This is a genomic window from Herbaspirillum sp. CF444 (assembly GCF_000282135.1).
GTDB lineage: Bacteria > Pseudomonadota > Gammaproteobacteria > Burkholderiales > Burkholderiaceae_D > Herbaspirillum.
Window position 1 is genome coordinate 1 of record NZ_AKJW01000083.1, and the last position, 19,843, is coordinate 19,843.

The window sequence follows — 19,843 nt, forward strand, 5'->3', positions numbered from 1 at the left end:
ATGTGGCGGCCGCCGTATTTGAACAGGAAATCGTTGTAGATCTCGCTTTTGCGCACGAAGCGTTCATCGAAACGCTGATGATCCGCGCGCCATTCACCGACGTTTCCGGTCGCCAGCCAGCCCAGCCGGTCGTCGACCTGGCTGTAGTATTCCTTGTATTCGAAATCGCCCGCCTGGTAGTCGTTGTTGCTCACGCAAGAGGCAATGACTTCGCGGCTCTGCATATCCATCTGGACGTAGTGCCCTGCCATGGCGCCCAGTTCGCGGCACATCATTTCCATCACCGGCGCAATCTGATTCGGGTCCTGCACCGAGTCGTAGATCAGCTCGATCAGTTGCCCGAAGCGTTGCTCCGGGCTTTCCGCGCGGTTTCCTGCACTGTTTCCCCCGCTGTTCCCCATTGTCATGTGACCCCCTATCGCTCTATTTTTTTTGGTGCGACTTTCCCTGCGCCTGAGCATAGAACATTTACCGTCCTCATTCAAACAGATGAGGTTTTTTTCGCCGGCAATCTTTACAATGGATGCAACAAAAAAATGCCTGCTGGCATCTTTCGGCAGCGCCTGCATCCTGGGGAGGATAAAAAATGCTCGAACACAACAAATCCGTCATCAAACGGCTCGGAAAAACCATCGGCAGCAGCGCTTGCCTGGCAGCATTGGTGGCCGGCTGCGCCACGCAAGGCTACGATCGCAAAGCGACCACGACAGTCGACGCCATGAAATCCGGCAATGCGGAACTGGCTCTGCAAGCGCTGGAACAGCAAAATCCGGACAAAGACAAAGACCTGCTCTATTTCATGGAGAAAGGCGAGTTGCTGCGCATGAAGGGTTCCTATGAAAGCAGCAAGGAAAGCTGGCTGGCTGCAGACGAAAAAGTGCGCGGCTGGGAAGATCAGGTCAAGACCGATCCCTCCAAACTATTGGGCGACGTCGGCTCCTTGCTCTTGAACGACACCACGCGCCGCTACGATGGCCGCGACTATGAGAAGGTCTTCATCAATTTGCGACTGGCGCTGGACCATCTGGCCATCGGCGACTGGGATTCGGCGCGCACCGAGATCAAGAAAATGCATGAGCGCGAAGCCATCATTTCCAATTTCCGCAGCAAGGAACTCGACGCCGCCAAGAGCAGCGCAGAATCGAAAGGCCTGAAGACGACCTCGTTCAAGGAACTCAACGGCTATCCTGTGGAAACGCTGGAAGATCCCGCCGTGCGCGCATTGAAGAACTCGTATGAATCGGCCTTCGCCAACTATCTGGCGGGCTTCGTGTACGAAGGGCTGGGCGAACCCTCGCTGGCCGCCGCCGGTTACCGCAAGGCAATCGAAATGCGTCCTGGCCAGGCCTTGCTGGAAGACGGCCTCAAAGGCCTGGACGGCCGCGTACGCACACGTTCGCCGAAACTGGTCGACACGCTGATCGTCATCGAATCCGGCAGCGCGCCGGCCATCAGTTCAATGACCTTGCCGATCATTCTGCCGATTCCGGGTCGCAGCGGCATCAGCCTGATCGCCACGCCGATCTCCTGGCCGGTGATCCGCGCCGCCGACAATTCCGTCGTCCCGGCCAGCATCACGGTGGATGAAAAGCCGGTGCCCGTTTCGCTGCTGACCAGCGTCGACCAGATGGCCCGCCGCGCGCTGTCGGATGAAATGCCCGGCATCATCGCGCGCTCGTCGATTCGTGCCATCACCAAGGGCGTGGCGCAAAAGGCCATCGACGACAACGCCGGCTCGATGGGCGCCTTCGGCTCGCTGCTGAGCATCGCCGCCAAGGTCGGCACCGTCGTCAGCGAAGTGGCCGACGAACGCACCTGGCGCACCTTGCCCGGCTTCTTCTCGGTCGCCCGCGTCAAGCTGTCGCCGGGCATGCACAAGATCCTGCTGCCGACCGCAACCGGTCCCCAGCTGCGCGAAGTAGGCGTCTCGGGCGCATACGCATTGGTGGCCTTGCGCACCTCCGGCCCCTCGCTTTATCTGGCGCAGACACCCTATAATGCGGAGCAGGCAGCATTGGCGATGGCGGCACCGGACAAACCGATTCCACCAGCCAAGACCGCCGCCAAGGGAAAAGCAAAAAAGACAGCTGCAAATGCATCAACGAATGCGAATGCAACTGCCGCTGCTGCCGGTGCGACAAACAACACCGCGGATAAAACCGCCACCGTCGCCAACAGCAAGAAAAAAGCCATCGTGCCGGTATCGGCCAGCGTCACCGCACCGTGATGCGTCCAATACGGCAACAAGAACAAGCAGTCTGGGATAACAGGGAGCAGTCAACAACATGAAGATCAATACCGCCGTCATTGCAGGCGCGCTGGCGTCCGCACTCGCCTTGGGCATGCCGGCTGCACCGGCACAGGCGCAAACCATCGCCTCCAAAATCGAACTGCTGGGCGCACCGGCCTCGCTGGAATTCACCGGCCTGCGCATGCGCGACCAGAACGGCCTGCTGAATGTCCAGGCCGAGGTCACCAATCGCGACAATCGACCGCACACGGCTTACTACCGCGTCAAATGGATGGACGAAACCGGCTTCCAGGTCTGGGACGACGAACCGTGGAAACCTTTGCTGATCAACGGCGAGCAAAAGCTGACGCTGCAGATCGTCTCGCCGACCACCAAGGCGCGCGATTTCACGATCCAGTTCAGCGCCACGATCAACAAGTCGTTGTCGACCAGCGACGCCCCTTATATGGGCCGCTAAAACGGCTTGGCGCCATGCATGCGTTGCCAAGTACGCATTAGCGCATCGATAAACGAAATCATTGCAAGAATCAACGAGGATATTTCCATGATGAACAACACACTCCGCTACACCACCCTGGCCGCCATCTCCGCCCTGATGTTCGGCTGTGCGCAAACCGGCACCCCGACCGTCGGCGGCAACGTGCAGTACGGCGACGCCAAGGCAGTCGAGCAAGTCACCAACGAATTCGGTTCGACCGACCTGCAAACCATCGCTGAGTCGATGGCGCGTTCGCTCGGCCAATCGGCCGCCGGCTACAAGAGCAAGCCGCTGGTGACCATCGCCGACGTCAAGAACAAGACCAGCGAATACATCGATACGCGTTCGATCACCGACTCGATCCGCGTGCAACTGCTCAAGGGCGGCACCATGCGCTTCGCCACCGACATCGCCGGCATGCAGAACCAGACCGACGAACTGGTCCGCCAGAACAACAGCGGCATGTACAAGAAATCCGCCGCGGCCAAAGTCGGCAAGATGGAAGGCGCCCAGTTCCGCATCGAAGGCAACATCACTTCCATCGTCAAGCGCAACAACGACATGAAGGACGTGTACTACAAATTCAGCCTGATCATGACCAACATCGAATCGGGCACGATCGAATGGGCTGACGAGAAGGAAATCCGCAAGACTTCCAAGCGTTGATCATTCGCCGGCCATCACGCCTATAGAAAGAATTTCATCATGCCGACATCGCCATCCAAGATGTTCAAAGCGCTGCTCGCGGCCATGCTCGCCGCCCTGTCGCTGACCGTTGCAGCGCCTGCATTGCATGCACAGAACCTGCCCAAGATTGCCGTCACCGACTTGTCGTACGAAGAGAAGGTGAAAGAGTATTTTCAATACTTCGAAGCGCGCGAAAAGCACAACAACAGCTACTCCGCCAGCGAACGCTCGCGCGACTCCAACCTGAGCTCCTCGGGCTCGTCGTCAGAGCGCGCCTCCAGTCGCGGCGAAAGCTCGGTGATCGCTGCGTCCGGGTCGATCACTATGATCAGCCGCGGCGAACTGCGCAAGTTCACTGCGGACATCAAGGGCGAGTTGCTGAAGTCCGGCGCCTATCGCCTGGTGCAGGGCAAGCCATGGACACAGCAAAACACCGAGAAGCTGTACGACATCATCGACCGCATCAAGAAGGGTTATTACCCCGGTGCGGATTACGTGTTGTTCGGCACGATCAACAACATCGACTTCCGCCAGGAGAGCAATCCCATCCAGGGTTCCAATGCCGTCTCGTTCTCGCTGGCGCTGGAACTGGTGGGCGAGTTTTCGCTGATCAATACCAGGACCTATGAAATCAAGGCGGCCTTCTCGGCCATGGGCGAAGGTTCCGACACCCGCCTGGCCAATGCAGCCGGCACGGTCATCGCGCTCAACAAGAGCAAGGTGATGCAAGAAGTGTCGCGTTCGCTGGGTGACGCGGTCGCAGCCGAGATGGAGGCGCAGTTCAATCCGGCGGCATCCACCCGCAGCTCGCGCCGCATTGAGCGCCAGTCGGAAACCGTGCAAGAACAGAAGACCGTGATCTTCAAATGATGTAGCTGACCGGCGCGCAATCCGCCGCGCCGGCCCTCCTTCCTGCAGCGCGTCCCGCGCCCTCGCCCGCTCTCTTTCTCCTTCCTGACGAAGTGAAATAAAACGTTACCGGGGTTGTAAGCAACCGTCCGGCGCGCTATGCTGACTGCCCTGAAGCGTATGCAAGCGCGGTTTTCTCTGCATATTCACTCACGGATCGCCGGCGGCCACTGCCATGCACGCGCTCCACTCTGAACAGAAATGGATACATGATGAAAAAATGGATTTTGATGTTGTGCCTGATCAGCGCCGGTGCAGTACATGCGGAGACCTGGCAAAACGTTGGCGGCTCCGACACCGCAGAACTGTCGATCGATGTCGACTCCATCAAGGAAAACAAGGGCATCCGCGAAGCCTGGTCGTTGTGGAATTTCAAGGAGGCGCGCAACAACAACGACAGCTCGTTTCCGACGCTGAAATCCTACAAGGACATGCATCAGTACAACTGCAAGGATCAATCGCTGAAGCTGACCAAAGAAATCATCTACGCCGAAAACGACGGCAAGGGCGCCAGCCGCGATCATTCCGATGCACTGAAGAACATGCAATTCACCAAACCCAAGCCGCTGTCCGTCGCCGATGCGATGGTGCAATTGGTGTGCGGCTACGAAATTCCGGCTGCGAAAAAATAAAGCTTCGGCTGATGCCGGCCTTCAATAAAAACGGGTGCATGCGGCACCCGTTTTTATTTGCATTTTCTCGGCGCAGCTGAAGAGCCGGCCCGATCGCACAAAAATCGAAGATGAAAAAAGGGAGTCCGCAGACTCCCTTTTTTATTTCTCCCTGCAACAGCCGGATCAGCTCAACTCTTCCAGGCGAATCTTCATGACGCTGCCCATGACGGTCGACAGCGCTTCGATCTTGGCGATGGCGGCCTCGATGTTGCGCTCCTGGGTCTGGTGCGTGAGCATGATGATGTCGGTCTGCTGTTCGCCTTCGGCCGGCTCCTTCTGCAGCATGGCGTCGATCGAAATCGACGAGTCCGCCAGGATGCGCGTGACGTCGGCCAGCACGCCCGGCTTGTCGGCCACGCGCATGCGCAGGTAGTAGCTGGTGGTGACGTCCTGCATGCTCAGGACCGGCGTGTCGGCCATGGCGTTCGGCTGGAACGCCAGGTAAGGCACACGGTGCTCCGGATCGGCCGTCGCCAGGCGCGTGATGTCGACCAGATCGGCGATCACGGCCGAAGCGGTCGGCTCGGAACCGGCGCCCTTGCCGTAGTACAGCGTCTCGCCCACGGCGTCGCCGCGCACCATCACGGCGTTCATCGCGCCTTCGACGTTGGCGATCAGGCGGCCGGTCGGAATCAGCGTCGGGTGCACGCGCAGCTCGATGCCCTTGGCGGTCTGGCGCGTGATGCCCAGCAGCTTGATGCGGTAGCCCAGTTGTTCCGCATAGCGGATGTCGGTGGCCTGCAGCTTGGTGATGCCTTCCACGTGCGCCTTGTCGAACTGCACCGGGATGCCGAAAGCGATCGAGGCCATGATGGTCAGCTTGTGGGCCGCATCGACGCCTTCGATGTCGAAGGTCGGATCGGCTTCCGCATAACCCAGGCGTTGCGCTTCCTTGAGCACGACGTCGAAGTCCAGGCCCTTGTCGCGCATCTCGGACAGGATGAAGTTGGTGGTGCCGTTGATGATGCCGGCGATCCACTGGATGCGGTTGGCGGTGAGGCCTTCGCGCAGCGCCTTGATGATGGGGATGCCGCCGGCCACCGCCGCTTCGAACGCGACCATGACGCCCTTCTCCTGCGCGGCCTTGAAGATCTCGTTGCCGTGCGTGGCAATCAGCGCCTTGTTGGCGGTGACCACGTGCTTGCCGTTGGCGATCGCCTTCAGGACCAGATCCTTGGCGAGGCCGTAGCCGCCGATCAGTTCGATGACGATATCGATGTCCGGATCGTTGACGACCAGATTGGCGTCGTTCACCACCTTGACTTGTCCATTGGTCAGCTCGGTGGCGCGCTCCGTGTTCAGATCGGCCACCATGGTAATTTCAATGCCGCGTCCGGCGCGCCGCGCAATTTCTTCCTGATTGCGCTTCAATACATTGAAAGTACCGGAACCCACGGTGCCGATGCCGAGCAAACCTACTTTGATGGATTTCATATTGTCTTCGTGGTTGATAAACATACTAAAAATGCCGTCATGACGATTCCACGACGGGTACTGCGGTAAAACCGGAACTGCCAGCCGACCGGAATCAGGACGTACCGTGACGGCGGCGATAACCTTCGAGGAAGTGCGCAATGCGTCCCATCGATTCGGCAAGGTCGTCGGTGTTGGGCAGGAACACCACGCGGAAGTGATCCGGCGTCGGGCAATTGAAACCCGTGCCCTGCACGATCAGCACCTTCTCTTCGGCCAGCAATTCGTAGGCGAACTCCTGATCGTCCCTGATCGGATACACCGCTGGATCCAGACGCGGGAACATGTACAGCGCCGACTTCGGCTTGACGCAGGTCACGCCGGGAATGTCCGTCAACAGCTTGTGCGCCAGATCGCGCTGCTTGGTCAGGCGCCCGGCGGGACCGACCAGGTCGTTGATGCTCTGGTAGCCGCCCAGGGCGGTCTGGATCGCGTATTGCCCCGGCGCATTGGCGCACAGGCGCATGGAGGCCAGCATGTTGAGGCCTTCAATGTAGTCCTTGGCGTGCTTCTTCTCGCCCGACACGACCATCCAGCCGGCGCGATAGCCGCACGAGCGATAATTTTTGGACAGGCCGTTGAAGGTGATGAACAGCACGTCGTCCGCCAGTGAAGCCAGCGAGGTATGCGTGTTGCCGTCGTACAAGACCTTGTCGTAGATTTCGTCGGCCAGGATGATCAACTGGTTCCGGCGCGCGATTTCGACGATTTCCTTGAGCACATCGGTGCTGTACAAGGCGCCGGTCGGATTGTTCGGGTTGATGACGACGATGGCCTTGGTATTGGACGTGATCTTTTTCCTGATGTCGTCGATGTCGGGTTGCCAGCCGGCCTGCTCGTCGCACACGTAGTGCACGGGCGTGCCGCCGGACAGGCTGACCGCGGCGGTCCACAGCGGATAGTCGGGCGACGGCACCAGCACTTCGTCGCCGGTGTTGAGCAAGGCGTTGACGCTCATGACGATCAGCTCGGAAGCGCCGTTGCCGAGGTAGATGTCGTCGATGGCGACGCCCTGGATGTTCTTTTGCTGGGTGTAATGCATGACCGATTTGCGCGGCGCGAACAGCCCCTTGGAATCGGTATAACCCGAGGCGTTGCCCATGTTGCGGATCATGTCCTGCACGATTTCGTCCGGCGCATCGAAACCGAAGGCGGCCAGGTTGCCGATGTTCAGTTTGATGATCTTGTGACCTTCTTCCTCCATCTGGCGCGCTTTTTCCAGCACGGGTCCACGGATGTCGTAACAGACATCCGCCAGTTTTTTCGATTTTTGAATCGGTCGCACAGTACAAATCCTTAGAATGAGCCAATCAGGCCGGCCCGGCCGAGCCGCCGGAACCGGCCATTTTGCCGAAAGCCCTTCATTTTATCAATGAATAAAACAGAGTCCGGAACAGGAAAACGCTACAATGCAGCACTTTAAGACCTTATTGCCGAAATTTGCCTGACCGCGCTGTCGCGAACGGCAATTCGACACTGCGCGCCATGAAGCTCCATTCCACAGAAACCCAGCAATACCAGACCGTCACGTCCTATGACGACAGCGGCGTCGAAATCAACGCCACCCGCTTCGATCACAGTTTGCTTGTCTTGCCGGAAACACCTCCGGCGGTCTGGCCGGTAGCGTCGTTCGACCAGCTGACCGCCGGGCATTTCGAACAGATCGACGCGACCGGGCCGGATGTGGTGATCCTCGGCACCGGACGGCGCCAACGCTTCGTGCATCCCAAACTGACCGCCTCCCTGACATCGCGCCGCATCGGCGTGGAATGCATGGACAATCAGGCGGCATGCCGGACCTACAACATTCTGATGGCGGAAGGCCGTAAAGTTGCGCTGGCGCTGATCATTGAACACTGAATCCGCACCGGCATCGCACTACCCGAAGATGTCGCTTTACACCGCTTGTTGGCACGACTCATTTACCCTAAGGACCTCGCCTGATGCGCGAACTGTATAAATCCAAGGCGTTCGTCTGGACGCTGCTCATCCTCTTCCTGCTGGTCTGGTTTTACATGCTGGGCGCGCGCACCCTGGTGCCGACCGATGAAGGCCGTTACGCCGAAATGGCGCGCGAGATGGTAGCGACGCAAGACTGGATCACCACCCGCCTGAACGGCATCAAGTACTTCGAAAAACCGCCGCTGCAAACCTGGATGAACGCCGTCACCTTCGAACTGTTCGGACTCGGCGAATGGCAGGCGCGTCTGTGGACCGGCCTGTGCGGCCTGTTCGGCATCGGCCTGGTGGCTTACACCGGCCGTCGCGTGTTCAACGAACGCGTCGGTTTCTATGCGCCGCTGGTGCTGGGCTCGAGCCTGTTCTGGGCCGGCATGGGTCACATCAACACGCTCGACATGGGCCTGGCAGCGATGATGACGCTGAGCATCTGCGCCCTGCTGCTGGCGCAGCGCAACGACGCCAACCGCGACGAACAGCGCAACTGGATGCTGCTGTGCTGGGCCGGCATGGCGCTGGCCGTGCTGTCGAAGGGATTGATCGGGATCGTCTTGCCGGGCGCGGCGCTGGTGCTGTACACGCTGTTTTCGCGCGACTGGGCGATCTGGAAACGCCTGCACCTGGTCAAGGGGCTGATTCTGTTCTTCGCCATCTGCACGCCGTGGTTTGTGCTGGTGTCGATGAAGAATCCCGAATTTCCGCAATTTTTCTTCATTCACGAGCACTTCCAGCGCTTCACGACCAAGATCCATAGCCGCACCGGGCCGTGGTATTACTTCATTCCCATCCTGCTGTTGGGCATCATTCCGTGGCTGGGCGTGTTCGTGCAGAGCCTGCTGACCGGCGCGCGCGAAGAACACAGCGGCAGCAGCTTCAACAGCCTGTCGAGCGGCAAGTTCCAGCCGCGCAAGATGCTGCTGATCTGGTCGGTGTTCATCTTCGTGTTCTTCAGCATTTCCAGCTCGAAGCTGCCGTCTTACATCCTGCCGATCTTCCCCACGCTGGCGCTGCTGATCGCCTGTTATGTGGAACGCGCGACGTTCAAGGCCATCGTGCTGTCGGCATCGATCGTGGCCGTGCCCTGCGCGATTGCCATGGCCTTCATCCCGCGCGTGCCGTCGCTGGCCAAGGATGCCTATTCGCTGCCGCTGGTGACCGCGCACGTACCGTGGATTTATGCCGCGACCATCGTCGCCTTCATCGGCGCGGTGCTGGCGATCCGTTTTGCGCGCAGCAACAAGGACCTGGCCATGGTCTGCCTGGCGGCCGGCGCCTTCATCAGCGGCCAGTTGCTGATGCTGGGCCATGAACCGCAAGGCCGCTATTCGGCCGGCGTCGACTACGTGCCGGCGCTGCAGGCGGAACTGACGCCGGAGACGCCGATGTATCTGGTCGGCCGCTACGAGCAGGCGCTGCCCTTCTATCTCCAGCGCACGATGACGCTGGTGCGCCACGCCGATGAAATGGAATTCGGTTTGAAACAGGAACCCCAGCTGTGGCTGCCGACCGTCGATGCCTTCGTCGCCCAATGGGCGGCCGACCACACCGCCGGCAAGAAGGACATCGCGATCATGGATCCCGCCATCTATGCCGACCTGAAGCAGCGCGGCATCCCGATGCGCCTGATCGGCCAGGATCCGCGCCGCGTGATCGTCGCCAATAACCCTGACAACGCAGGCAGCACCAATGCCGGCGCAGCCGGCAATAAATAAGAAGAAAGCAACACCATGAATCTCGCTACGTTCGGCTTCATTTTCGTCGGCATCTGCCTCAACGCCGTCGCCCAGCTGTTGCTCAAGGCCGGCACCAACGCCGTCGGCGCCATCCACCTGACCGCCGAGAACTGGTTCTCGACCGGCATCAAGCTGGCGACGCAATTGCCGATCATCGGCGGTCTGACCTGCTATGTCATTTCGGTCGGCGTGTGGATCATCGGCCTGTCGCGCGTGGACGTGACCGTGGCTTATCCTTTGCTTTCGCTGGGCTATATCATCAATGCCGTCGGCGCCTGGTATTTCCTCGGCGAGGCCGTGTCGGCGCAGCGCTTGCTAGCGATCGGTGTCATCATTGTCGGCGTCATCTTGTTGACCCGAAGCTAATTTGCTGACGTGCGCGAATTGGCTGATTTACAATACGCGCCGGTATGTAGATGCCAGATACTTGACGCCGCGCTAAGCGACAGCATTTCATTTTCAGACCCGGATACGCGTCTTCTCCAACTTTTATCCGATTCATTGCGAGCATTCCATGACCCAGTCGTTTTTACCGTTTTCCAAACCGACCATCGATGAAGCCACGATCGCCGCCGTCGGCGACGTGCTGCGCTCCGGCTGGATCACCAGCGGCCCCAAGGTACAGGCGTTCGAAAAAGCCTTGTCCGACTATCTGGACGGCCGCATCGTGCGCACCTTCAATTCCGGCACCTGCACCATGGAAATCGCCTTGCGCATCGCCGGCATCGGCGCGGGCGACGAGGTCATCACCACACCGATTTCCTGGGTAGCAACGGCCAACGTGATCATCGAAACCGGCGCCACGCCTGTCTTCGCGGATATCGATCCGATCACGCGCAACATCGATCTCGACAAGCTGGAAGCCGCCATCACGCCACGCACCAAGGCCGTGATCCCGGTCTACCTGTCCGGCCTGCCGGTCGACATGGACCGCCTGTATGCGATCGCAAAAAAGCACAATCTGCGCGTCATCGAAGACGCCGCACAGGCGCTGGGTTCGACCTGGAAAGGCAAGCGTATCGGCGCGTTTGGCGATTTCGTCTCGTTCAGCTTCCAGGCCAACAAAAATGTCACCAGCTCCGAAGGCGGTTGCCTGGTCGTCAACAATGCCGACGAAGCGCGCCTGGCCGAAAAATATCGCCTGCAAGGCGTGACCCGCAGCGGCTTCGACGGTCTGGAAGTCGACGTGTTGGGCAGCAAATTCAACATGACCGACGTCGCCGCCGCCATCGGCCTCGGCCAGTTCGCGCATATCGACGCCATCACGGAAAAACGCCGCGGCCTGGCGCAACACTATTTCGAGATGTTCGGTCCGGACTTCGAAGCGCAGACCGGCGCCCAACTGCCGGTCGCCGACTTCGAGAACAGCAACTGGCACATGTTCCAGCTGGTGCTGCCGGAACGCATCACCCGCGCTGCTTTCATGGAAAAAATGATGGAGCGCCAGATCGGCATCGGCTATCACTATCCGCCTATCCATCTGCTCAAGCTATACCGCGACCGCGGCTTCAGGGAAGGCATGTTCCCGATTGCCGAACGCGTCGGCCGCCTGATCGTGTCCCTTCCGATGTTTACTGCGATGAGTAAAGAAGATGTCGAACGCGCAGTCGGCGCGGTAAAATCCGTGCTCGCATAATTTGACGGCATAAGCATGTCCGAAAAGCAATATTCGGACTGATCGCCGCGACAAGCCGCCAGCCCGTGGATGGTATGCGGCTTGCATGTATTACATTATCGCTTTCAGTACAGCAATTTTTCATTATCAGGCTTTGATGAAACCAGAACTTTCCATCGTCATCCCCGTGTACAACGAGGAATCCGGCCTTGCCCAGTTGTTCGCGCGCCTCTATCCGGCACTGGACGCGCTGGGTATCGCGTATGAAATCATTTACGTCAACGACGGCAGCCGCGACAAATCGGCCGCCATTCTGGCCGAACAATATCGCGCCCGCCCGGACGTGACGCGCGTTGTACTCTTCAACGGCAATTACGGCCAGCACATGGCCATCCTGGCCGGCTTCGAAGCCACGCGCGGCGAGATCGTCATCACGCTCGACGCCGACCTGCAAAACCCGCCCGAAGAAATCGGCAACCTGGTCGCCAAGATGCGCGAAGGCTACGACTACGTCGGCTCGATCCGCCGCCAGCGCCAGGATTCGGCATGGCGCACCTGGGCTTCCAAAGCCATGAACCGCCTGCGCGAAAAAATCACGCACATTAAGATGACCGACCAGGGCAACATGCTGCGCGCCTACAGCCGCAACGTGATCGACCTCGTCAACCAATGCCGCGAAGTCAACACTTTCGTGCCGGCGCTGGCGTATACATTTGCGCGCAAACCGACGGAAATCATCGTCGAGCACGAAGAACGCGCGGCCGGCGAATCCAAATATTCGCTATACAGCCTGATCCGCCTCAACTTCGACCTGGTCACCGGCTTTTCGCTGGTGCCGCTGCAATTCTTCTCGCTGCTGGGCATCGGCCTGTCGTTCGCGTCGGCGGCGCTGTTCATCCTGATGGTGATCCGCCGCTTCATCCTCGGCGCCGAAGTGCAAGGCGTATTTACGCTGTTCGCCATCACGTTCTTCCTGATCGGCGTGATCCTGTTCGGCATCGGCCTCTTGGGCGAATACATCGGCCGCATCTACCTGCAGGTGCGTGCGCGTCCACGCTATGTGGTGCAGGCGATCCTTGAGCAATCCTCCGACGAGGGCAAGCAAAGCTCATGAACGCCGTCGTCTTTGCCTATCACGATGTCGGCGTGCGCTGCCTGAAGGTGCTGCTGGCGCGCGGTGTACGCGTGTCGCTGGTGGTCACGCATGAAGACAGCCCGACCGAAAACATCTGGTTCAGCTCGGTTGCCGGCGTCTGCCGCGAATACGGCATCCCCTACATCACGCCGGAAGATCCGAAATCGCCGCAGTTGCTGACGCAAGTCCAGGCGGCGCAACCGGACTTCATTTTCAGCTTCTACTACCGCCACATGCTGCCGGTGAACCTGCTGGCGCTGGCCAAGCACGGCGCCTACAACATGCACGGTTCGTTGCTGCCGAAATACCGCGGTCGCGTGCCGATCAACTGGGCTGTGCTGCACGGCGAAACCGAAACCGGCGCCACCTTGCATGAAATGGCCGCCAAGCCGGATGCCGGCGCCATCGTCGCCCAGACCGCCGTCCCTATCCTGCCGGACGACACCGCGTTCGAAGTGTTCGGCAAGGTGGTGGTTGCCGCCGAGCAAACCTTGTGGCGCGTGCTGCCGCTGATGCTGGCCGGCCGCACGCCCAAGCTGCCCAACGATCTGACCAAGGGCAGTTACTTCGGCGGCCGCAAGCCGGAAGATGGCCGTATCGACTGGAAAAAGCCGGCGCAACACGTGCATAATCTGGTCCGCACCGTCGCCCCCCCCTATCCCGGCGCCTTCGAAGAAATCTCAGGTGATAAAATCACGCTGGTGAGAACGCGGATGGTTCCGGCCTCCGCCCGTCCGACGCTGGAAAGATCGCACGGCGCGCAAGACAAGTTCTTTGAAGGCGGCCGCCTCTATGCTCGCTGCGGCGACGGCAACTACCTGCAAATCCTGGGCATCCAGATCAACGATCAGGATGTCTCTCTTAACAATTATCTGAAATACATGGCCGTGTAAGCCATCCCCTTATTATGAAAAAAGTCCTAATCCTCGGCGTCAACGGCTTCATCGGCCACCACTTGTCCAAGCGCATTCTGGAAACCACAGACTGGCACGTCTATGGCATGGACATGATGACCGACCGCATCACCGACATTCTGGAAAACGAGGCGTACAAGTCGCGCATGCACTTCTTCGAAGGCGACATCACGATCAACAAGGAATGGGTCGAATACCACGTCAAGAAATGCGACGTCATCCTGCCGCTGGTGGCGATCGCGACGCCGTCGACTTACGTCAACAAGCCGCTGCGCGTGTTCGAACTGGACTTCGAAGCCAACCTGCCGATCGTGCGTGCAGCCGCCAAGTACGGCAAGCACCTGGTGTTCCCGTCGACGTCGGAAGTCTATGGCATGTGCCACGACGACGAATTCGATTCCGAAGAGTCCGAACTGATCTGCGGCCCGATCAACAAGCCGCGCTGGATCTACTCCTGCTCCAAGCAGTTGATGGATCGCGTGATCTGGGGCTACGGCATGGAAGACAACCTGAACTTCACCCTGTTCCGTCCGTTCAACTGGATCGGCGCCGGCCTGGATTCGATCCATACGCCGAAGGAAGGCAGTTCGCGCGTCGTGACGCAATTCTTCGGCCACATCGTGCGCGGCGAAAACATCTCGCTGGTTGACGGCGGTCAGCAAAAACGCGCCTTCACTTACATCGACGACGGCATCGATGCCCTGATGAAGATCATCGCCAACGAAGGCGGCGTCGCCACCGGCAAGATCTACAACATCGGCAACCCGACCAACAACTATTCGATCAAGGATCTGGCCGGCATGATGTTGAAGCTGGCAGCCGAATATCCTGAATACGCCGATTCCGCCAAGCAGGTGAAACTGGTGGAAACCACTTCCGCCGCCTACTACGGCAAGGGCTATCAGGACGTGCAGAACCGCGTGCCGAAGATCACCAACACCTGCGAAGAACTGAACTGGAAGCCGACCTTCACCATGGCCGACACCCTGCGCAATATTTTCGACGCTTACCGCGGTCAGGTGGCCGAAGCACGCGCGCTGGTCGACTAAGCATCCCGACGGTTCGACAAAAAAGGATTCGCTCCATCCGGGCGAATCCTTTTTTCATTTCCGGCATCGTTGCGCTATACCGTATTCAGGCGTTACCTCGCCCACGTCCTCTGCGCCTCAGGCAAACCAGAATGAATCCTCAAAATGGGTTTATTCGCTGCGCCTTTCGTGCCACAATTTAGCCATCCGGCAACAGGAACTGCCACAGCGACTCTTCTGCACGGCAGACAGCACATTTTTCTTTTCCCATCCAGAAAGCAAGACGCCTTGCCTCAGATCACTCTCAAAATCGATGCCGACACCTATCGCGGCACCCGCGAAGGCGTTCCCAACCTGGTTCAGCAACTGCTGCGCCATGGCGCCAACGCCACCTTCCTGTTTTCGCTCGGTCCCGACCACACCGGCTGGGCACTCAAGCAAGTGTTCCGCCCGGGCTTCTTCAGCAAGGTGTCGCGCACGTCGGTGGTGGAGCATTACGGCATCAAGACGCTGATGTACGGCACCTTGCTGCCGGCGCCGGATATCGGAAAAACCTGTGGCAACTACATGCGCGCGGTGCGTGACGCCGGCTTCGAATGCGGCATCCACACCTGGGACCATCGCGTCTGGCAAGACAATGTGCGCATCCGCGATGCGGCATGGACGCAAGAAGTGATGCAGCGCTCGTATGCGCGCTTCCACGACATCTTCGGCCACTCCCCCGTCACGCACGGCGCCGCCGGCTGGCAGATGAACGATTACGCCTTCGCACAGTTGGACGAATTCGGCATCGCCTATTCGTCGGATGGCCGCGCGGTGTTGAAAGAAGACGGCTCGCTGGAAGACGCTTCGGCCGGCCCGCATCGTTTGTCCGTGCCGGGCAAGAGCTTGTCCTGCGTGCAATTGCCGACCACGTTGCCGACGCTGGACGAACTGCTTGGACGCACCATCAACGGCGTTGTCATGGATACGTCAAATGTCGCGGCTATGCTGTTGCGATTGACCGAACGTCAGCAGCGCGATCATGTATTCACGCTGCACGCGGAACTTGAAGGACAGAAACTTGCCCCCATCTTCGAACAATTGCTGCTTGGCTGGCGCGCACAGGGCTACGATCTGGTCTCCATGGGCGACTACTACCAGACCGTGAAAGACGACGTTCTGCCGATTCTTCCCATCGCCTGGGGTGAATTGCCGGGACGTTCCGGAGACATGATCCTGCAGGCCGCATGATTGCCATCACTCTCGACGACACAATACGAACACTTACCTCGGGGCGCTATTTTGACTGACGACACACCATCCATACTGAACAAGACCGTACCTGAATTTTCCGCAGCGATGACCAGCGGCAAAACCTTCTCGCTGTCGGACTACAAAGGCAAGAACCTGGTGCTGTACTTTTATCCGAAAGACAACACGCCGGGCTGTACCACCGAAGGCCTCGAGTTCCGCGACAAGCACCCGGAATTCCAGAAGCACAACACTGAAATTTTCGGCATCAGCCGCGACAGCCTGAAATCGCACGAAGGTTTCAAAGCCAAGCTGGACATGCCTTTCGAACTGATCTCGGACCCTGACGAAACGGTTTGCATCATGTTCGACGTGATGAAAATGAAGAACATGTACGGCAAGAAAGTACGCGGCGTCGAACGCAGTACGTTTGTGATTGACGGCGCGGGCACATTGGTGAAAGAATGGCGTGGAGTGAAGGTGCCATCGCATGTCGACGAGGTGCTGGATTTTGTGAAGACAATTGCTTAAGAGACGTTTCCCCACGATGGACGACGTTTCCCGGAGCGGTGGCAAGACTGATCTGAAAAGTCGTTTTGCCGCGGCTAGCCGAAAGATGCGGTTATTTTAGATAAGCCTTTGAATTCAAATAGAAAACCGTTTTTGAGAAGCCGTTTTTGGATCAGGTCGCGAACCTGCCAAAACGGCTTTTTTACTTTGCAATTTAGCGCTGCCAGCCCGACGCCGATGCCAGCGCCATATCACGTTGCCTCCCGCGCTAACGGTGTCTTGTTCAACCCCAGCAGTTCTTCCACTAATCAAGCCCTCCTTCCTCTTTTCCTGCATCCGTCGGCGATGCATGCCTGCACCAAGAAGGGTTTTATTAGCGGCAGCCGTCCTTCGTTGTTGTTCCCCCTGCAGTACCTGTTCGCTCTGACAAAGCGGCATTTTTTCTCCATTCACTACCGAGGTTCTGATGCCCCTGCCCAAACTGCCGAGTAAACCAGCTGCTTTATTAGCACCCAAAGACTATCCCAAGGCCGAACGCGGTAATAAACCTGTCAAACCCCATATCGCATTAGTAGAACCTGTCGCACCTGTCGCCATCCCGGTTGCCAAGGCTGTTCCGAAAGTCGAAGCGCCGCAAGCCAAGATCACCGGCAAGAGTCCGGTCGAAAAGCCGCGCACCGCGCCCAAGGCCGTCGAATCGCGCGCCAAGTCGACCACCAGCCGCACCGCCGACAAGCTCGGCGTGTCGAAGCTGTTCGTGCTTGACACCAACGTGCTGATGCATGATCCGACCTCGCTGTTCCGCTTCGAGGAACACGATATCTATCTGCCGATGATCACGCTGGAAGAGCTCGACAACCACAAGAAGGGCATGTCGGAAGTCGCCCGCAATGCACGCCAGATTTCGCGTTCGCTCGATGCGCTGGTCAGCGACATCGCCGAAGACGCCATCGACCTCGGCATCCCGCTGTCCAAACTGGGCAACAAGGACGCCAAGGGCCGCCTGTTCTTCCAGACCAAGCTGCAAAACGCCAAGCTGCCTGACGGCCTGCCGGAAGGGAAAGCCGACAACCAGATCCTCGGCGTGGTGCGTGCGCTCGACCAGCAATATCCTGAGCGCCCTGTCGTGCTGGTGTCGAAAGACATCAACATGCGCCTCAAGGCGCGCGCCATCGGCCTGCCGGCGGAAGATTATTTCAACGACCATGTGCTGGAAGACACCGACCTGCTGTATTCGGGCATTCAGCAATTGCCGGACGATTTCTGGAACAAGCACGGCAAAGGCATGGAGTCGTGGCAGGAAAACAAGCACGGCACCAGCTACACGTACTACCGTGTAACCGGTCCGCACGTGCCGTCGATGCTGGTGAACCAGTTCGTCTTCATCGAGCCGAAGAACGGCGAACCGGCCTTCTACGGCCAGGTCACGCAAATCAACGGCAAGACCGCAGTGCTGCAAACGCTGCGCGACTACGGTCACACCAAGAACAGCGTCTGGGGCATCACGGCGCGCAACCGCGAACAAAACTTCGCGCTGAACCTGCTGATGAATCCGGAATGCGACTTCGTCACGCTGCTCGGTCAGGCCGGCACCGGCAAGACCTTGCTGGCATTGGCGGCGGGCCTGGCGCAAGTGCTGGAAACCAAGAACTACAACGAAATCATCGTCACCCGCGTCACCGTGCCGGTGGGCGAAGACATCGGCTTCCTGCCCGGCACGGAAGAAGAAAAGATGGGGCCGTGGATGGGCGCCTTCGACGACAATCTGGAAGTCCTGAACAAGTCCGACGGCGACGCCGGCGAATGGGGTCGCGCGGCAACGCAAGACCTTATCCGCTCGCGCATCAAGATCAAATCGCTGAACTTCATGCGCGGCCGCACCTTCGTCAACAAGTTCCTGATCATCGACGAAGCGCAAAACCTGACGCCGAAACAGATGAAGACGCTGGTCACCCGTGCAGGTCCCGGCACCAAGATCGTCTGTCTGGGCAACATCGCGCAGATCGATACGCCTTACCTGACCGAAGGATCGAGCGGCCTGACCTATGTGGTCGACCGCTTCAAAGGCTGGTCGCATAGCGGCCACGTCACGCTGGCGCGCGGCGAGCGTTCGCGTCTGGCAGATCATGCGAGCGACGTGTTGTAAGGGTCTGCAAGATACACCGAAACATCCGCAGCAAACAAAAAAGCCACCGCAAGGTGGCTTTTTTGTTGTCCGAAGAAACCGGCTTACAGGATATGCATGCCGATCCACCAGGCGATCGCGGCAACAAATGCCGACGCGGGAATCGTGAAGATCCATGCCCAGACGATATTGCCCGCCACGCCCCAACGCACTGCCGACATCTTGTGCGATGCTCCCACGCCGACGATGGCGCCGGTGATGGTATGCGTCGTCGACACCGGCACGCCCATTGCCGTAGCGATGAACAAGGTAATGGCGCCACCGGTTTCCGCGCAAAAACCGCCGACAGGTTTGAGCTTGGTGATCTTCTGGCCCATGGTCTTGACGATGCGCCAGCCGCCGAACAAGGTGCCCAGGCTGATCGCGCAATAGCAACTGATGATGACCCACATCGGCGGGTTGTCGGTGCCGGAATAGCCTGCGGCAATCAGCAGCATCCAGATGATGCCGATGGTTTTTTGCGCATCGTTGCCGCCATGGCCGAGGCTGTACATGGACGCCGACAGCAGCTGCGCGCGCCGGAACCAGCCGTCGACCTTGCGCGGCGTCGAGCGCACAAAAATCCACGACACCAGCAGCATCATGATGGAGCCGAGAATGAAGCCCAGCAACGGCGACAACACGATGAAGATGACGATCTTGATCAGTCCCGAGGACACCAGCGAACCGGTGCCCGCCTTGGCCACCGCGGCGCCGACCAGGCCGCCGATGAGCGCATGCGACGACGACGATGGAATGCCGTAATACCACGTGACCAGATTCCAGAAAATCGCACCGACCAGCGCACCGAACACCACGACATGATCGACCACGGCCGGATCGATCGTGCCCTTGCCGACCGAAGCGGCAACGTGCAACTGGTGAAAGACGAACACGGCGGCCAGGTTGAAGAATGCGGCCATCGCCACCGCGGTCTGCGGGCGCAACACGCCGGTGGACACCACCGTCGCAATCGCATTTGCCGCGTCGTGGAAACCGTTCATGAAGTCGAACAGCAACGCCAGGATGATCAGCAAGGCAAGAATATGAAAACTAATTTGGACTGTATGCATGAATGAA

General features: G+C 59.0%; 20 protein-coding genes. 15 read left to right on the plus strand and 5 right to left on the minus strand.

What is annotated here, in order from left to right; translation table 11 throughout:
- The coding region (locus tag PMI16_RS18995; protein ID WP_007882529.1) for a hypothetical protein at positions 1-407 on the minus strand (407 nt) is incomplete at its 3' end.
- 179 nt (positions 408-586) lie between these two features.
- On the opposite strand from PMI16_RS18995, the gene PMI16_RS19000 reads away from it, so the two are divergent.
- The 5 genes from PMI16_RS19000 to PMI16_RS19020 all read left to right on the plus strand — a co-directional run bounded on the left by PMI16_RS19000 (position 587) and on the right by PMI16_RS19020 (position 4,957).
- Positions 587-2,227, plus strand: coding sequence for a COG3014 family protein (locus PMI16_RS19000; RefSeq protein WP_007882531.1), 1,641 nt, complete (start codon positions 587-589; stop codon positions 2,225-2,227).
- Positions 2,228-2,285: 58 nt separating this feature from the next.
- Entirely contained in the window at positions 2,286-2,708 is a 423-nt protein-coding gene (locus PMI16_RS19005) for a YcfL family protein (protein ID WP_007882532.1), read from the plus strand.
- An 87-nt stretch (positions 2,709-2,795) separates the two neighbouring features.
- Entirely contained in the window at positions 2,796-3,395 is a 600-nt protein-coding gene (lpoB, locus tag PMI16_RS19010; RefSeq protein ID WP_007882535.1) for a penicillin-binding protein activator LpoB, read from the plus strand.
- Positions 3,396-3,434: 39 nt separating this feature from the next.
- Complete coding sequence (locus PMI16_RS19015; RefSeq protein WP_007882536.1) at positions 3,435-4,286, plus strand: hypothetical protein; 852 nt, start codon at positions 3,435-3,437, stop codon at positions 4,284-4,286.
- A gap of 248 nt (positions 4,287-4,534) precedes the next feature.
- Complete coding sequence (locus PMI16_RS19020) at positions 4,535-4,957, plus strand: surface-adhesin E family protein (RefSeq protein WP_157212708.1); 423 nt, start codon at positions 4,535-4,537, stop codon at positions 4,955-4,957.
- Between the two features lie 165 nt (positions 4,958-5,122).
- Here PMI16_RS19020 and PMI16_RS19025 read toward each other — a convergent pair whose 3' ends face one another.
- Entirely contained in the window at positions 5,123-6,433 is a 1,311-nt protein-coding gene (locus PMI16_RS19025) for a homoserine dehydrogenase (RefSeq protein ID WP_034381354.1), read from the minus strand.
- 94 nt (positions 6,434-6,527) lie between these two features.
- Complete coding sequence (locus tag PMI16_RS19030) at positions 6,528-7,757, minus strand: pyridoxal phosphate-dependent aminotransferase (RefSeq protein ID WP_007882539.1); 1,230 nt, start codon at positions 7,755-7,757, stop codon at positions 6,528-6,530.
- A 200-nt stretch (positions 7,758-7,957) separates the two neighbouring features.
- On the opposite strand from PMI16_RS19030, the gene PMI16_RS19035 reads away from it, so the two are divergent.
- The 9 genes from PMI16_RS19035 (at position 7,958) to PMI16_RS19075 (ending at position 16,620) form a co-directional block, all read left to right on the plus strand.
- The gene (locus PMI16_RS19035) at positions 7,958-8,332 is read left to right on the plus strand and encodes an Mth938-like domain-containing protein (protein WP_007882540.1); all 375 of its coding nucleotides are present in this window, start codon (positions 7,958-7,960) and stop codon (positions 8,330-8,332) included.
- Between the two features lie 83 nt (positions 8,333-8,415).
- On the plus strand, positions 8,416-10,143 hold the full coding sequence (locus PMI16_RS19040) for a glycosyltransferase family 39 protein (RefSeq protein ID WP_007882541.1): 1,728 nt from the start codon (positions 8,416-8,418) through the stop codon (positions 10,141-10,143).
- A gap of 15 nt (positions 10,144-10,158) precedes the next feature.
- Positions 10,159-10,530: an EamA family transporter gene (locus PMI16_RS19045; protein WP_007882542.1), complete on the plus strand. Its 372-nt coding sequence runs from the start codon at positions 10,159-10,161 to the stop codon at positions 10,528-10,530.
- A 148-nt stretch (positions 10,531-10,678) separates the two neighbouring features.
- Positions 10,679-11,800, plus strand: coding sequence for a DegT/DnrJ/EryC1/StrS family aminotransferase (locus PMI16_RS19050; RefSeq protein WP_007882543.1), 1,122 nt, complete (start codon positions 10,679-10,681; stop codon positions 11,798-11,800).
- 136 nt (positions 11,801-11,936) lie between these two features.
- Positions 11,937-12,893 carry a glycosyltransferase gene (locus PMI16_RS19055; protein ID WP_007882544.1) on the plus strand — a complete coding sequence of 319 codons (957 nt, stop codon included), beginning with the start codon at positions 11,937-11,939 and terminating at the stop codon, positions 12,891-12,893.
- Positions 12,890-13,807 (plus strand): formyltransferase, encoded by a 918-nt coding sequence (locus PMI16_RS19060; RefSeq protein ID WP_007882545.1) that lies wholly within the window; start codon positions 12,890-12,892, stop codon positions 13,805-13,807. Before PMI16_RS19055 ends, PMI16_RS19060 begins: the two co-directional genes overlap by 4 nt.
- Positions 13,808-13,821: 14 nt before the next feature.
- A complete protein-coding gene (locus PMI16_RS19065) occupies positions 13,822-14,877 on the plus strand; it encodes a bifunctional UDP-4-keto-pentose/UDP-xylose synthase (protein ID WP_007882548.1) in 1,056 nt (351 codons plus the stop codon).
- 267 nt (positions 14,878-15,144) lie between these two features.
- The gene (locus tag PMI16_RS19070) at positions 15,145-16,089 is read left to right on the plus strand and encodes a polysaccharide deacetylase family protein (RefSeq protein ID WP_034381297.1); all 945 of its coding nucleotides are present in this window, start codon (positions 15,145-15,147) and stop codon (positions 16,087-16,089) included.
- A 51-nt stretch (positions 16,090-16,140) separates the two neighbouring features.
- Positions 16,141-16,620: a peroxiredoxin gene (locus tag PMI16_RS19075; protein ID WP_272942502.1), complete on the plus strand. Its 480-nt coding sequence runs from the start codon at positions 16,141-16,143 to the stop codon at positions 16,618-16,620.
- A 114-nt stretch (positions 16,621-16,734) separates the two neighbouring features.
- Here the strand turns inward: PMI16_RS19075 and PMI16_RS26525 are convergent, their stop codons facing one another.
- Positions 16,735-17,052: a hypothetical protein gene (locus tag PMI16_RS26525; protein WP_237719894.1), complete on the minus strand. Its 318-nt coding sequence runs from the start codon at positions 17,050-17,052 to the stop codon at positions 16,735-16,737.
- A 13-nt stretch (positions 17,053-17,065) separates the two neighbouring features.
- On the opposite strand from PMI16_RS26525, the gene PMI16_RS19080 reads away from it, so the two are divergent.
- A complete protein-coding gene (locus PMI16_RS19080) occupies positions 17,066-18,745 on the plus strand; it encodes a PhoH family protein (protein ID WP_007882551.1) in 1,680 nt (559 codons plus the stop codon).
- Positions 18,746-18,828: 83 nt separating this feature from the next.
- Here PMI16_RS19080 and PMI16_RS19085 read toward each other — a convergent pair whose 3' ends face one another.
- Positions 18,829-19,836: an inorganic phosphate transporter gene (locus PMI16_RS19085; protein WP_007882552.1), complete on the minus strand. Its 1,008-nt coding sequence runs from the start codon at positions 19,834-19,836 to the stop codon at positions 18,829-18,831.
- Positions 19,837-19,843 lie beyond the last annotated feature (7 nt).